This is a genomic window from Paenibacillus rhizosphaerae (assembly GCF_014192015.1).
GTDB classification, from domain to species: domain Bacteria; phylum Bacillota; class Bacilli; order Paenibacillales; family Paenibacillaceae; genus Paenibacillus_AQ; species Paenibacillus_AQ rhizosphaerae.
In genome coordinates this window covers 42,585-57,243 of the sequence record NZ_JACHXJ010000004.1, presented here as the reverse complement: position 1 = coordinate 57,243, position 14,659 = coordinate 42,585, and the positions used below count along the sequence as shown (strand labels likewise).

Below are 14,659 nucleotides of genomic sequence, written 5' to 3'. Positions count from 1 at the left end.
ATGGGTTACTCTTCATACCATGGGTTTAAATGAACCATAACCTCTCCGACATCGGAGCAATGCTTCATAATCGTTTGTTTAATATTTTTGGAGATATCATGCCCTTCCTGAACACTAAGCTCAGCCGCCACCCCGACTCGAATATCAACGATTATATAATGGCCGTGGTCTCTCGCACGAAGGCGATCTAAACGCTTTACTTCCGGAACCGTTTTGACTAACTCCGTAAGCTCGTTCATTTTCTCCAAGTCCACGTTTTTCTCCATCAAAACATCGACCGAGGATCTTCCCATATGAATAGCCAGCTTTAACACCAAATAAGCGACAACGATTCCTGCAATAGGGTCGCCATAGGAGAGAATCGCGATATCATAACGATCGCCGAGCATTCCCAATGCGATGCCGATGACCGCTGCTATGGAAGCATAAACATCCGCAAGATGATCATAAGCTGTGGCAATGAGCCCGCTGCTACGGTGACGTTTTCCGATAGCCATGGTATAGACATAGAGAATTTGCTTCAAAATCAAAGAAAAAGCCGCAGCTGCCAGCGCGACGACCGTTGTTTTGTGCGGGGGTTCGAACAGCACCATGACGGAGTGATAGGCCATATATAGAGCGGCCAGCGCTAGAATGATGGCCACCACCCCTGCCCCCAGCACCTCTGCCTTCCCATGACCATAGGGATGATCCTCGTCCGGAGGCTGCTTGGAAATTCGCATGGAGCTGAGAGCTGCGCCCGTAGCGACGACGTCTCCTGCATTATGTACGCCGTCGGCTATGAGTACCGGACTATGGGATAAGAACCCAACACCGAGTTTAATAGCGGTTAACACGATATTACTTATGAAGCTGAGCCAAATGGCTAATGTCGATTGTTTGTCTTCATGGTTCACGTTTTTAACTCCTTACACATTCAGTAGCATCCGTGGTGAAACGATAGGTTTTAATAGTAGCGTACAAATACCGTGTGGGTCCAGAGAAACAGTGTTTGCGCGTCCCTAAAAAGTATGACTTGGCATAAAGAGTTGTACGGGTGAAAAATATTTTTACAAAACAAAAAAAGCCTCCAATCAAGGAGACTTTAAAAGGAGCTTAACTCTATTGGATGTTTCTACTCAGGCTTAGATCAATGGTTACGCCTTGCCGGGCCCGAGGGCCCGCAGTCTAAACCATCGGCTTTGATAATCTTTATGCTCGAAGGCAAGGGGTAAACCGAGCTGCATCAGCCGGTCTCCCCCAAAGATCGTTTTCTCCCCTCCGGTTCCGGGCTCCACTTCGTATTCCAGTTCTGGGTCAAGTCCGTCCAGACGCAAGGTCCGCTTGGGTGCGTTTGGCACGGCCATTACTTGAAAAGCGTAGACCAAGGCATCCTCTTGATCTTCCGAAACGAACATCCATGCCGACTCGTTCCCCTCGAACGGACTTTTCAGACGGTACAAGTCACCTTGCTGAACCAAACCGCGAATCTGCTTGTAGGCGGCGACTTGGCGTTTGACCGTTCCCTTTTCGTCATCGGTAAATTTCGTGAGATCCAGCTCATACCCGAAATTTCCGGACATGGCGACATTGCCGCGAAAATCAAGCGGAGTGATCCGTCCAACCTGATGGTTCGGAACCGCCGACACATGCGCTCCGATGGCGCTTACGGGGTAGACCAGGCTGGTCCCGTACTGAATCTTCAGCCGTTCCACCGCATCGGTATTATCGCTGGTCCAAGTTTGAGGCATGTAATACAGCATGCCGGGGTCGAATCGTCCGCCGCCGCTGGAGCAGCTCTCGAACAAAATATGCGGAAAATCGGTGGTGATTCGCTCGAGCAGCTCGTACAACCCAAGAACATAGCGATGAGCGGTCTCAGCTTGGCGCTCCGGCGGCAGGGCGGCAGACCCGATTTCCGTCAAAGCGCGGTTCATGTCCCATTTCACGTAAGCAACCGGCACGGTGGAGAAAATCGCAGAGAGCGAGTCATAGATGTAATCGCGCACTTCCTGGCGCGTGTAGTCCAGCACCAGCTGCCATCTGGCTTCGCTGCGTCTCCGCCCCGGAACGTGAAGGCACCAATCCGGATGTCTCCGGTACAGCTCACTGTCCGGCGAAATCATCTCGGGCTCGAACCAGAGCCCGAATTTCAGGCCCAGCCGGTTAATGCGCTCTGCAACATCCGCCAGTCCGTCCGGCAGCTTCCGGCGATCCTCATACCAATCACCGAGCGACGAATTGTCCGCATCCCTTTTGCCAAACCAGCCGTCATCCAAGACAAACAGCTCAATGCCCAGCTTGGCTCCCTCTTCCGCAATCGAAATCAGCTTGTCCGCATTGAAGTCGAAATAAGTGGCCTCCCAGTTATTGACCAGGATCGGCCGTTCTGCGTCCCGGTATTCCCCCCGGCTCAGCCGGGTCCGGTACAGGCGGTGATACGTCCGCGACATCTCTCCCAATCCTTGCGTGGAGTACACCATGACCGCTTCCGGCGTTTGGAAGCTCTCCCCCGGATTCAGCTGCCACGCGAAATCAAAAGAGTTCACGCCAATACCAAACCTTGTAGAGCCAAAGGAATCCACCTCCGCCCCCGCTTCAAAACCGCCGCTGTATACGAGGCTGAAGCCGAAGGCTTCCCCGTGGCGTTCCGTCGTTTCCGGCGTGACCAACGCGGCAAAAGGGTTGAACTGGTGACTGCTCATGCCCCTTTTGCTGTCGATCCGGGTTTCGCCTTGTTCAAGCAGTCTCCGCTTCACATTTCCTTCCCGGGCCCACGCTCCGGAAAGGTACACCATCTCCAAATCGCTATAGCCGGAGAAATCGACGCTGGCACTAAGGGCACGGCGAAGCCGAAGCTTCTTGTCCCCTTCGTTGATCAAATGAGCCGACCGGATGATCACGTTGCGATCCGCGAAGATGGAATACAGCAGGACAACCTTAAGTCCCGAGTAGGCATCCTTTAATATTAGCTCGAGCGTCTCCGCTTCGGACTCGTCCTCCGTATAAACGGCCGGAAGTCCGCTTAATGGCGGTTTTCCCTTCAGGATCCGGTAACCGTCGTACTTGAGCTCCGTAATCCTCGTCCCATCCTCCAGCTCGGCCTGGTACGCAGGATTCCGGAAATCTCCGCTGCCGTACTGCGGGTATTCCTGCGGCAGCCGGTCAAGCCCAGCCCCCGCGGGAGTGTGAATGAGGAGGTCGCCCATCGCTTCCCGATGCTTCAGTCTCCCACCCCAATATCCATGTACAGGATAACCGTTCACGATCTGAATCAAATAGCTCATGCCGGAAGACTGTAGATGAAACACCCCTGCTTGCTCTTGAACCATTACGCCCATTGGTAAACATCCTTTCTTTCTTGCCCATCGGTACTTCATGCATCGTAACATGGCCTCGAAAGACGGCCTGTGCCGCTTCGGTTTTTATAAACCATTTCATGCCTGCCATCAAAGGGCAATGCTCCGGCATGTTTGTATTCAACCTATCACTAAAACATGGCTTTAAGATGGATCATACGATTCAAGAAATACAGGCTTTTATACAAAAATCATATATGATCATACGATAGGCCGTACATGGCATGGTGCTCACTAGTTATGTTATTATGATAGGTATTCTATTTGTAAGGGGATGGGATTTACTTGTGTTAGAGTATCTGCCGCGAAGCAAACAGCACACTGAGCTGCATCTGACGCAATTTGGCATGGAGGATTGTATATCCGGTCATTATTTCGGGCCTGCCGTAAGGACTCATTATTTGCTCCATTATATTTTCAAAGGGGAGGGGATTTTCGAGGTAGGGGGAGTGAGACACCACCTTCGAAAAGGACAGGGGTTTCTGATTTGTCCCCATGTCGTCACCTATTATCAAGCCGACGAGGACAACCCTTGGTCCTACGGTTGGGTCGGTTTTAACGGCACGCTGGCTGAGCCTCTCCTTATGCAAGCAGGGCTAACTCCTTCATCCCCGATCCTGCATTATGACAGAGACGACTTGATCCATCAGTATTTGCAGTTAATGGCCCAGTCGAGGGAAAGCCGGAAAGCCCGAGAGACCAGGCTAACGGGGCTGCTGTATTTGATGCTATCTTTGCTGGTGGAATCCGGTCCGGAAGCGCCCACCGTACAAAGGGAAAGCCGAGCTGAGGTTTACGTGGAGCAAGTGAAGGACTTTATCGAATTGAACGTTTCTCAAAAAATGACCATCGAGGACATCGCCCATTTGATCGGACTCAATCGAAGCTATCTATGCTCTTTATTCAAACAGCAAACGAACATAAGCATTCAGGATTACCTGATTCGCTATCGAATGAATATGGCAGCTAAAATGTTGGGAAACGCAGACCTTTCGATCGGCGATATCGCCCGCTCAGTCGGCTACAGCGACCCCCTGCTCTTCTCCAAAATGTTCAAAAGAGTGAAGGGGGCCTCGCCGAAACATTATCGGAGCGAAGCCTTTGGTCCAAACCAAGATGGTCCCCATAGAAAGAACGAGGATTGAATAAGAAGTGCCAGTCCGCGTGGGGCAAGCTTCCCGACTAATTTTCAAGAAAGAATATATCCAAAATCGCCGTCGGTGTCGACGATTTTTCAATTTTCTTACCGATAGATCTTTAGATCTTAGGCTACCGCAGACTGGCCAGCTTCTCCAGAAAGTCTGCCACGATTTCCAGCGACGCCGCGTCGTAACTTGCCAACAGTTCCGTCGCTTTATGATCCTTCTCCTCATGAAATACCCGATGCAGCTCAGCCAATTCGGTGCCAAGCGCAGTCACAGAAAAATAAATTTCTTTCAGGTTTTCCGGCAGCTGGGTTTTCCGAATCAGACCCTGATCCAGCAATTTGCGGGTAATTTTGGAGACAGCGCCTTTCGTAAGGCCCATCTCGCGGGCAATATCGATCCCTTTAATGCCGTCTTTCGCATAGATGACGTCTAGAACGTGCAGGCTTGAGACGGATAGACGGGGCAGCAGCTTTTTCAGCCGGTCGTCGGAGATGCGCTCCATAAGCCAGAGCCGATCGCTGTCATCCTCGGCCTCGCTGACGAGGATCCGGTATATCGATTTTTCGATGCGGTTTTTAAGCTGAAGCAAATCATCATTCATATCTGGCATAAGGCAAGCCTACCTTTTTTTCTTTCCATTATATCATGGTTTCCAAAGAAACCATTTGACAAACCGGCACGTCCTTGTTATTGTGGTTTCCATGGAAACCATTCGGCTGGAACGTGGTCTTCATGCAGCTTCTGCAGAAATCACATTGATTTGGAGGGAATTTTTATGAATGAGGTTATCCAATTGATCCACCAGCATCGCTCCATCCGCAAGTTTACAAATACGCCGTTAACCGACGAGCAAATCGAGGCCATCGTCGACGCGGCGCAAATGGCACCAACCTCGGCGCATATGCAGCCGTTCTCGATCGTCGGCGTCACCGATCAGGAACTGCGCAACAAAATCGCGGAGCATTCGGAAAATCCGTGGATTGCGGAATGCGGGTATTTTTTTGTCTTTTGCGCCGATCTTCACCGTATGATGCTGGCCGCCGGCCCGGACCAACAGGAAAAAATGAGCCGCAACCTGAGCTACTCGTATTTTTATCAAACCTCTGTACTGAGTGCCTCTCTTGCCCTGCAAAACGCCAATTTGGCGGCTCAATCGATGGGGCTCGGAGCCGTCATCATCGGCGGAATTAACAGTGCCCTGCCCGCACTGGACGGATGGCTTGACCTGCCGGACTTTGTCATTCCTTTGGTCGGTCTTGCGGTAGGTGTCCCCGATGAATTCCCCGAGCAAAAGCCGCGGCTGCCACGGTCCGCCGTTTTTTTTGAAAACCAGTATAATCATGATCTTAAAACTCAAGTTGAAGAGTATGACCGGGAAGTGGAAGAGTATTATATCGCTCGAACGAACAACAAGCAGAAAGCCAGCTGGTCCGGGAAGTTCATCTCTATGCTGGATAAGGATTTGCCGTTAGGCGGGTATACGGAATATGTGAAGAGCAAGGGGTTTGATTTGAAGTAGGCCTGTCAGAAATGCAAACTCCACAACCTCATGAGGTTGTGGAGTTCATTTAATGCTTCGTCTGATTCGGACTTGTATTGGCTAAAATAGGCAGCATTTTCTCACTTTTCTCCATGAAGGAATTGCATTGGCCACAGACCGGTTGGATCAAAAAAACAAAGTTATCCCTCATCCAACCGTTGCACTTTTCATTGGTGCATGACCATATCGTTGTCATTTCCTCTGGAAGATCGATCATCAGTCTTTTCCGTGAATAGTACAAGCAGCATCCCTCTTTCTCTTCTGGAATCCTAAGTGAAAAAAGGCCCCGACACGATGTGCGGGACCTTTCTAATGACAGTCTTAGAGTTTTACAACATTCTCAGCCTGTGGGCCTCGATTGCCTTGTACTACATTAAATTCAACTCTTTGACCTTCATCCAACGATTTGAAGCCGTCGCTCACGATTGCACTGAAGTGCACGAATACGTCGTCTCCGCCTTCAACCTCGATAAAACCAAAACCTTTGTCTGCATTAAACCACTTTACTGTTCCTTTTTGCATGTTCAATTACCTCCATAATTCTATTTTTTACATGATCTTCGAGTTTCAAAAAAAAATCACATATTGTACAAGGTTACATCATCAAAATCTAACCCTCTACAATATGTGATCTCAGGTCGAAATTCCAATAAACTAACTATAACACAACTGGAGTTGAATAACAAGTGTTCTCTGCTTTTCCTTCCATTTCATGGAACTCACCTTATCCTGCAGTATGACACTGCAAAATCTTCCCCGGGTAGTATACTTAGTAAACCACAATGAAAGCGAAAAAAAATTTTGATTAAGAGACATTGTGCAGCCGTTCTAATAAAAACGGAGATGCAAAAAAGCGACCCGTTACGGGTCGCCTTTCTGATGCTCGTTATGGAGGCGAGGGGAGTCGAACCCCTGTCCGAAGATAACGCCACATAAGCTTCTACGGGTGTAGTGACAGTTTTGATGTCACCCTACCAGGCTCCCCGTCACCGGATCCCGATAGGGTCAGCCTGTTTGTCTTCTTCAGCTAGCCCCAGGCGGAGACTAGACAGCGTATCCCACTAAAGTTGAGCCCTCATCCCGGCACATGGGCGATGCAGAGCGAGAGCACGTGTGCAGGTTATTAAGCTGCTACAGCGTAAGAAGTTTGTTGTTTGCCAGTTATTATTGGCTTTAGCGTTGATGAAGTGGACGCGTCCCCACTACCCGCTACTCATGCTCGAACTATCCCCGTCGAATCCAAGAACGCCCCCTTATTAAAAAGGGCTCCTATTGGATTAGATTAGAACTGTTGAAGCATAAGAAGCAATCTATCCAGCATCCTTCCCCTCCATGAAGAAAGGATGATCAGAAGCATTTGTCATGTAAAAGGCCGGTCAAGCCATAACCTCTTACATACATAGTATATCACACATTCCGGCTAAAATGACACAGAGGTTGAAGGAAACGCAGGTGAAACTTGCCTATCCCTTCATATAACCCCAGATTACCGCGCGATCTTCTGCTTCTCGCGAAGTGCCCGCTGGATGTCGCGCTGCGCGTCGCGCTTGGCGGCCGATTCCCGCTTGTCGTACTGCTTCTTACCGCGGCCGAGGCCGAGCAGCAGCTTCGCGTAGCCGTTGCGGATATACACCTTGAGCGGAACGATCGTATAACCTTCCTGCTTGGTCTGTCCCAGCAGCTTATGGATCTGTTCCTTATGCATCAGCAGCTTGCGGGTCCGCGTTGGATCCGTCGGATTATAGCGGTTGCCCTGCTCAAACGGGCTGATATGCATGTTATGAATATGAATTTCCCCATTGCGGATCGTTGCAAACGCATCTCCGATATTGGCCCGTCCGTTCCGGATCGACTTGATCTCGGTCCCGGTCAGCACCATGCCGGCTTCGTACGTATCCTCGATGAAGTAATCATGGGAAGCTTTTTTGTTCTGGGCCAGGACCTTCCCGTCACTCTTCTTACCACCCATGCTATCACTCCTCCCACCCTTGCTATAACAGCAATGGACTTCCGGTGTACAGACACAAGGGTAAGCAGCTCAAGCACCCTAACCAGAGCGTCAAGAGGCCGCCGAGCCCGGCCGGTATACCAGAAATCCATTGTATCAACTGGACTGGGCAAAATCAAGATTTCGGCGAAAAGGCGCACGGGTGGCGCCCATTTCAGGCGAAGCCTGATTTAAAAGATACTGCCCAAGAACCCTTCTACTTTTTCTTCTTGCGCACGAAGGCGGCTGTGCCATTCTTGGCCGCACCCTTCTTCTTGCGCTTGCGGACGACGCTCTCGCCGCTGCTAGCATTGTCTTCGCGGGCGGCTGCCGCCCCGTCCCCGACAAAAATACCGCTGCGCGACGTTTTCTTCTTGCGGCCGCTGGACGGCTTACTGCCGCTCTGGCTTCCGCCAGGCGCCGGGGCGCCGTAGCCGCCCTTGCCGGAGCCGAAGCCGAAGCTTACCGGCCGCTTGGCTTCGCCGCTGCGGCCGCCTTCCCGCCCGGCGCCCTGCTGCGCTGCGCCGGCGCCACCCTCGCGGGCGCTCTTGCCCGGCCGAGCGCCCTGCCCGCCGCCACGGGCCGCACCGCGCCCGCCGCGGCCTTTCTCGCCGCCTTCACGGATGGCGGCGCCTCTGCCTACGCGGCCTCCGCCACGGCCGCCAAAGCTGCCGCCGCGCCGGCCTTCGGTGCGCGGCTTCATGTCCACCATCTCGAAGTCGATGGTGTGATCGTCCATGTTCACGCGCTCGACGCGGATCTTCACTTCGTCGCCGATCCGGAATACGCGTGACGTGCGCTCCCCGATGAGGGCCATGGAGGCCTCATCGAAATGATAATAATCGTCCGTCAGCGCGCTCAGCCGGATGAGGCCTTCGACCGTGTTCTCGAGCTCGATGAACATGCCGAAGCTGGTCACGCTGCTGATGATGCCTTCGAATTCCTCGCCGACCTTGTCGAGCATAAATTCGGCTTTCTTCAGCTGGTCCGTGTCGCGCTCCGCATCCACAGCCACACGCTCACGCTCAGAGGACTGCTGAGCGATATCCGACATCCGGGAAGCCAGGTACTCCAGCCGGTTCTCCGGCAGGACACCCTTATTCTCCAGCACTTCCCGGATGACCCGGTGAATGACCAGGTCCGGATAGCGGCGGATCGGAGATGTAAAGTGCGAATAATATTCGGCAGCCAGACCGAAGTGTCCGGACATTTCCGCGTCGTATTTCGCCTGCTTCATCGAGCGCAGCATGACCGTGCTGATGACCTTCTGCTCCTTTGTGCCCTGAATATCTTCCAGCAGGCCCTGAAGCGCCCGTGGATGCACAGAATTGCCACGGCCCTTCACATGGTGACCGAAGTTGGCCGCAAACGCCATGAACGTCTGGAGCTTCTCCGGATCCGGATTTTCGTGAATCCGGTACAGGAAAGGCACCTTCATCCAGTAGAAATGCTCAGCCACCGTTTCGTTGGCCGCCAGCATGAACTCCTCGATGATCTGCTCGGCGATCGAGCGCTCGCGCTTCACGATGTCGACCGGTTTACCGTTCTCATCGACGATCACCTTGGACTCCACGAAGTCGAAGTCCACCGCCCCGCGGTTCATCCGTCTCGCCCGCAGGCGCAGCGCCAGCTCCTTCATCAGCTTGAAGGTATCGACCAGATAGCTGTACCGCTCCGTCACTTCCGGATCTTCGTCGTTCAGGATCTTCCGGACGTTGTTGTACGTCATCCGTTCCTTCGTCTTAATCACGCTGGTGAAAATATCATGTCTTACGAGCTTCATATGCTCGTCGAATTCCATCTCGCAGGACATCGTCAGGCGGTCCACCTGCGGATTCAGCGAGCAGATGCCGTTGGACAGGCGATGCGGCAGCATCGGGATGACCCGGTCCACCAAATAGACGCTGCATCCGCGGTTGTACGCCTCCTTATCCAGCTCCGAGTTCTCACGGACATAGTAGCTGACGTCGGCGATATGAACGCCCAGAAGGAAATTGCCGTTCGGCAGGCGTTCTACGTTCACCGCGTCGTCGAGGTCCTTTGCATCCTCCCCGTCGATCGTGACGATCGTTTTGCCGCGAAGGTCGCGCCGTCCCTGCTCGACGATCTCCTCCTCGGTGATCGAGTCCGGCGCCTGCTCTGCTTCCGCCATCACCTCTTCCGGAAAAGCTTCCGGCAGCTGATGCTTGCGGATAATGGACAGGATGTCGACGCCCGGATCATCCTTATGCCCGAGAATCTCGATCACTTCACCCTCCGCAGCGGACCGGCCCTCCGGATAATTGACGATTTTGACAACGACCTTCTCCCCGTCGACCGCCCCGTTGAAGCTGTCCTTCGGAATAAAAATATCCCGGTTGATCCGTTTATCGTCAGGCAGCACGAAGCCGTACGCTTCATGGCCTTGGAAGACCCCTACGATCTGGGTAATCGCCCGGTTGACGATCCGCACCACTTCCCCTTCCAGCTTGCCGCCGGCCGGGCTCTTGGCCGTAACCCGCACCAGAACGGTATCCCCGTTCATGGCGCTCTTCATATCATTAGCTCCAATATATACATCCGGATGCTCCCGGTCTTCCGGGATCAGGAACGCAAAGCCCTTCGCATGAGCCTGCAGACGGCCCTTCAGAAGGTCCAGCCGTTCCGGCACGCCGTACCGTTCCGACCGGGTCCGTACGATGGCCCCTGCCTCCTCCATCGTGTTCAGCGTCTTCAAAAAGTCCTTGAAATCCAGCGCATCGTCAATCGCGAAATGCTGTTCCAGTTCCTGATACGTCATCGGTTGATATTCGGGATCCTGCATCAAATCAAGTATCATCTGTTCCGTAATCATCGTTTCATCACCTCAGGTGACTTGCAGGAATGCCTTCCGCAAGTGACTATGTAATCGTTCGTTTGTTGTATTTGTCCAGTAATATACACATACCCTAGTATACACGAATTTAATCGGTTGCATCCCTGCCCGTAAGCCTTAACCAACCTAAAAAACCTCCGCTCATCTTCCAATCGAAAAAGAGCGGAGGTTTTGGTGTGCTGCTATTCTTTACTTGACGACGACGGCCACTACAATGGCCAGGATAAAAAAGCATGCCGCGACGACGACCGTTACGCGCTGCAGCACGAGATCCATGCCGCGTGCCTTCGTTTTACCGAAAAGATGTTCCGCGCCACCGGAGATGGCCCCGGAAAGACCCGCGCTTTTCCCTTTTTGCAAAAGAACAACCGCGATCAACGCGATGGAGAAAATCACGAGCAGTACCTTCAACAAGATTTCCATTTGTTCCACCTCCCAATGGCTTAACATCTCAATTATATGAATGTCAAAATTTCGATTCCGTTATGGCCGGACTTAGTCAGTCATCCAGCGTACACAAACAGCATTTTTATTGTACCATAGCCCATTTGCGAACACAAGCTAAACCCGCACTGCACCGCCATTTCAGGTCCACTGACAAGCTAAAATAGCCCCACAACGTGGAGCTTATGCTTCGATGCTTATTCCAGATACTTTGCGGGGACCCCATAACAAGGATGCTGACTCCGCTAAAATTTATATTTCTGATCTATTAAAAAAAACGCCCCGGGGTTACCCGGAACGCTCTTTGAGAAAGGCTGTACAGCCTTATTTTTTCAGGTTGTAGAACGACTTCAGGCCGTTGTACTGCGCCAGTTCGCCCAGTTCGTCCTCGATTCGGAGCAATTGGTTATACTTCGCAATACGGTCCGTACGGGACGGAGCACCGGTTTTGATTTGGCCGGCATTCGTTGCCACGGCGATGTCAGCGATCGTGCTGTCTTCGGACTCACCGGAACGGTGGGAGACAACCGCTGTGTACCCTGCGCGTTTCGCCATTTCGATCGCATCAAACGTTTCGGTCAACGTACCGATTTGGTTTACTTTGATCAGGATGGAGTTGCCGATGCCTTCCTCGATGCCTTTTTCAAGACGCTCGGTGTTTGTTACGAACAAGTCGTCGCCAACAAGCTGGATCTTGTCGCCGAGTTTCGCGGTAAGGAGCTTCCAACCTTCCCAATCGTCTTCGGAGCAGCCGTCTTCGATCGTGATGATCGGGTATTTGTCGACCCAGGAAGCGAGCAGCTCAACGAATTCACTGGATGTGTAGGACTTGCCTTCGCCTTCAAGATGGTACTTGCCGTCTTTGAAGAATTCAGTGGAAGCGACGTCCATACCGAGGAATACGTCAACGCCTGGCTTGTAGCCGGCTTTTTCAATAGCTTCCATAATGGAGGACAATGCATCTTCGTTGGACGTGAAGTTCGGAGCAAAACCGCCTTCGTCGCCAACTGCTGTGTTCAGGCCTTTGCCCTTCAGAACGGATTTCAGGCTGTGGAAGATTTCTGCACCTGTACGGAGGGCTTCCTTGAACGTAGGAGCGCCAACCGGCAGTACCATAAATTCTTGAACGTCGACGTTGTTGTCGGCATGAGCGCCGCCGTTGACGATGTTCATCATCGGTACAGGCAGTTGTTTGGCATTGAATCCGCCGAGGTATACGTACAGCGGAAGGTCCAGGGCGTCAGCAGCCGCGCGGGCTACGGCCATGGATACAGCCAGGATGGCGTTAGCGCCCAGCTTGCCTTTGTTTGGCGTTCCGTCCAGTTTGATCATCAGCTTGTCGATGCCGAGCTGGTCGAGCGCGTCCATGCCGATGACTTCAGGAGCGATGATTTCGTTCACGTTCTTCACCGCGTTCAGAACGCCTTTGCCGAGGTAACGGTCTTTGTCGCCGTCGCGAAGCTCTACGGCTTCATGAGCACCTGTGGATGCGCCGGATGGAACGATGGCGCGGCCATGGCCGCCGGATTCCAGATATACTTCAACTTCAACTGTAGGGTTACCACGGGAGTCGAGGACTTCACGTGCGTACACATCAGAAATAATAGTCATTGTGCTAATCTCCTTTTCCACATTCGTAATTGGTTATTCAGACCACATTATATAGATTGAACTCAAGTTTCGAACCCGTTGTAACGGCCTTATCCAAGCCCTACAACACGAACTTCTTGAGTTCATTCTATATAGCTTGTCAGCTTCTACAGCCATTATAACGTATCGGATCACCGGAATCGAATTTTCCGCTTATTTGCGGCTTGCGATCATCGATTCGCCGGTCATTTCCGCAGGCTTCGGCAGCTGCATCAGATCCAGAATCGTCGGTGCCACGTCGGCCAGAATGCCGCCTTCGCGCAGCGTCACGTTCGCGTCGGTCAAAATAAACGGTACCGGGTTCGTCGTATGAGCGGTGAATGGGCGTCCCGCTTCGTCAAATACCATATCGGCGTTTCCGTGGTCGGCGATAATAATCGCTACCCCGCCTTTGGCAATAACGGCGTCCACTACTTTGCCCATGCACTCGTCGGTGACTTCAACCGCTTTGATCGTGGGTTCCAGCATGCCGGAGTGTCCGACCATATCCGGGTTCGCAAAGTTTAGAATGATCGCATCATGCTTCTCGGCTTCGATTTCCTTCACGCAGGCGTCCGCTACTTCGTAAGCGCTCATTTCCGGCTTCAGGTCATAGGTGGCGACCTTCGGCGAATTGATCAAAATGCGCGTTTCTCCAGGCAGCTCGACGTCGCGTCCGCCACTGAAGAAGAAGGTAACGTGCGGATATTTTTCCGTTTCGGCAATCCGCAGCTGCTTCTTGTTATTCTGCACCAGCACTTCGCCCAGCGTGTTGTCCAGGTTCTTCGGCTCGTAAGCAACGTAGCCTTCCACCGTTTCGCTGAACAGCGTCAGGCAGACGAAATGGAGGTTTTCCGGGAACTTCGGCCCGCGGTCGAATCCGCGGAAGTCCTTGTTCGTGAACACCTGGGACAGCTGGATAGCGCGGTCCGGGCGGAAGTTCAGGAAGACAACGGAGTCTCCGCTCTCCACCAGAGATACCGGATTGCCCTGCTCATCCACAATGACGGTTGGCTCCACAAACTCGTCGAATACCGACTTGTTGTAAGATTCCGTTACAGCAACCAGCGGATCGGTGTACTTCGGTCCATCCCCGTACACAATCGCACGGTAGGACTTCTCTACGCGCTCCCAGCGCTTATCGCGGTCCATCGCATAGTAGCGGCCTTGTACCGTGGCGATTTTGCCGATACCAACTTCCTTGATCTTGGCTTGCAGATCCTGGATGAACTTCTTGCCGGAATCCGGAGCTACGTCGCGTCCGTCCAGGAATGCATGGATGTAAACCTCATCGAGCCCTTCTTTTTTCGCAAGGTCCAGCATAGCAAACATATGCTCGATATGGCTATGTACCCCGCCGTCGGACAAAAGGCCGTACAGATGGAGCTTTTTGTTGTTATTCTTCGCAGCTTGCACCGCTTCGACCAGCGTCGGGTTGTTGAAGAACTCCCCTTCGCGGATCGATTTCGAAATCCGGGTCAAATCCTGGTACACGATGCGGCCTGCGCCGATGTTCAAATGGCCGACTTCGGAGTTGCCCATTTGCCCTTCCGGCAGACCTACCGCTTCGCCGGAAGCGGTTAGCGTCGTGTTCGGATACTTCGCCATCAGGCGGTCGTAGTTCGGTTTCTTGGCCTGCGCCACCGCGTTGCCTTCATTCGTGCTGCGCAGCCCGAATCCGTCCATGATGATCAGTGCTACGGGTCTAGGTGCGGTCAT

At 52.6% G+C, this 14,659-nt stretch carries 12 protein-coding genes and 1 other RNA gene; 2 read left to right on the top strand and 11 right to left on the bottom strand.

The genetic code is table 11. The features are described 5' to 3' along the window. Window positions 1-5 precede the first annotated feature (5 nt). The gene (locus tag FHS19_RS22410) at window positions 6-896 is read right to left on the bottom strand and encodes a cation diffusion facilitator family transporter (protein ID WP_183584052.1); all 891 of its coding nucleotides are present in this window, start codon (window positions 894-896) and stop codon (window positions 6-8) included. 240 nt (window positions 897-1,136) lie between these two features. Continuing rightward, complete coding sequence (locus FHS19_RS22405) at window positions 1,137-3,320, bottom strand: alpha-galactosidase (RefSeq protein ID WP_183584051.1); 2,184 nt, start codon at window positions 3,318-3,320, stop codon at window positions 1,137-1,139. Between the two features lie 305 nt (window positions 3,321-3,625). On the opposite strand from FHS19_RS22405, the gene FHS19_RS22400 reads away from it, so the two are divergent. After that, window positions 3,626-4,483 (top strand): AraC family transcriptional regulator, encoded by an 858-nt coding sequence (locus FHS19_RS22400; protein ID WP_183584050.1) that lies wholly within the window; start codon window positions 3,626-3,628, stop codon window positions 4,481-4,483. 124 nt (window positions 4,484-4,607) lie between these two features. On the opposite strand, the gene FHS19_RS22395 is transcribed toward FHS19_RS22400, so the two are convergent. Beyond that, window positions 4,608-5,096: a MarR family transcriptional regulator gene (locus FHS19_RS22395; protein WP_183584049.1), complete on the bottom strand. Its 489-nt coding sequence runs from the start codon at window positions 5,094-5,096 to the stop codon at window positions 4,608-4,610. Between the two features lie 165 nt (window positions 5,097-5,261). Here FHS19_RS22395 and FHS19_RS22390 point away from each other — a divergent pair, with 165 nt between their 5' ends. Next, a complete protein-coding gene (locus FHS19_RS22390) occupies window positions 5,262-6,005 on the top strand; it encodes an NADPH-dependent oxidoreductase (protein ID WP_183584048.1) in 744 nt (247 codons plus the stop codon). Window positions 6,006-6,054: 49 nt separating this feature from the next. Here FHS19_RS22390 and FHS19_RS22385 read toward each other — a convergent pair whose 3' ends face one another. The 8 genes from FHS19_RS22385 to gpmI form a co-directional block, all read right to left on the bottom strand. Then, a complete protein-coding gene (locus FHS19_RS22385) occupies window positions 6,055-6,267 on the bottom strand; it encodes a cold-shock protein (RefSeq protein ID WP_183584047.1) in 213 nt (70 codons plus the stop codon). 80 nt (window positions 6,268-6,347) lie between these two features. Beyond that, window positions 6,348-6,548 (bottom strand): cold-shock protein, encoded by a 201-nt coding sequence (locus tag FHS19_RS22380; protein WP_108463893.1) that lies wholly within the window; start codon window positions 6,546-6,548, stop codon window positions 6,348-6,350. 364 nt (window positions 6,549-6,912) lie between these two features. Continuing rightward, window positions 6,913-7,279: a transfer-messenger RNA gene (ssrA, locus tag FHS19_RS22375) on the bottom strand. Window positions 7,280-7,512: 233 nt separating this feature from the next. Further along, window positions 7,513-7,995, bottom strand: a complete 483-nt coding sequence (smpB, locus tag FHS19_RS22370) for an SsrA-binding protein SmpB (protein WP_076173150.1) — start codon at window positions 7,993-7,995, stop codon at window positions 7,513-7,515. A gap of 235 nt (window positions 7,996-8,230) precedes the next feature. Next, window positions 8,231-10,846: a ribonuclease R gene (rnr, locus tag FHS19_RS22365; protein ID WP_183584046.1), complete on the bottom strand. Its 2,616-nt coding sequence runs from the start codon at window positions 10,844-10,846 to the stop codon at window positions 8,231-8,233. Window positions 10,847-11,056: 210 nt separating this feature from the next. Beyond that, on the bottom strand, window positions 11,057-11,290 hold the full coding sequence (gene secG, locus FHS19_RS22360) for a preprotein translocase subunit SecG (RefSeq protein WP_183584045.1): 234 nt from the start codon (window positions 11,288-11,290) through the stop codon (window positions 11,057-11,059). Window positions 11,291-11,635: 345 nt separating this feature from the next. After that, on the bottom strand, window positions 11,636-12,922 hold the full coding sequence (gene eno / locus FHS19_RS22355) for a phosphopyruvate hydratase (RefSeq protein ID WP_183584044.1): 1,287 nt from the start codon (window positions 12,920-12,922) through the stop codon (window positions 11,636-11,638). Window positions 12,923-13,114: 192 nt separating this feature from the next. Then, window positions 13,115-14,659, bottom strand: coding sequence for a 2,3-bisphosphoglycerate-independent phosphoglycerate mutase (gene gpmI, locus FHS19_RS22350; protein WP_183584043.1), 1,545 nt, complete (start codon window positions 14,657-14,659; stop codon window positions 13,115-13,117).

Coding starts and splice junctions, on each gene's coding strand:
- FHS19_RS22405 (WP_183584051.1), bottom strand. CDS start 3,320: ATGGGCGTAATGGTTCAAGAGCAAGCAGGGGTGTTTCATCTACAGTCT.
- smpB (WP_076173150.1), bottom strand. CDS start 7,995: ATGGGTGGTAAGAAGAGTGACGGGAAGGTCCTGGCCCAGAACAAAAAA.
- secG (WP_183584045.1), bottom strand. CDS start 11,290: ATGGAAATCTTGTTGAAGGTACTGCTCGTGATTTTCTCCATCGCGTTG.
- rnr (WP_183584046.1), bottom strand. CDS start 10,846: ATGATTACGGAACAGATGATACTTGATTTGATGCAGGATCCCGAATAT.
- FHS19_RS22395 (WP_183584049.1), bottom strand. CDS start 5,096: ATGCCAGATATGAATGATGATTTGCTTCAGCTTAAAAACCGCATCGAA.
- FHS19_RS22380 (WP_108463893.1), bottom strand. CDS start 6,548: ATGCAAAAAGGAACAGTAAAGTGGTTTAATGCAGACAAAGGTTTTGGT.
- gpmI (WP_183584043.1), bottom strand. CDS start 14,659: ATGACCGCACCTAGACCCGTAGCACTGATCATCATGGACGGATTCGGG.
- eno (WP_183584044.1), bottom strand. CDS start 12,922: ATGACTATTATTTCTGATGTGTACGCACGTGAAGTCCTCGACTCCCGT.
- FHS19_RS22390 (WP_183584048.1), top strand. CDS start 5,262: ATGAATGAGGTTATCCAATTGATCCACCAGCATCGCTCCATCCGCAAG.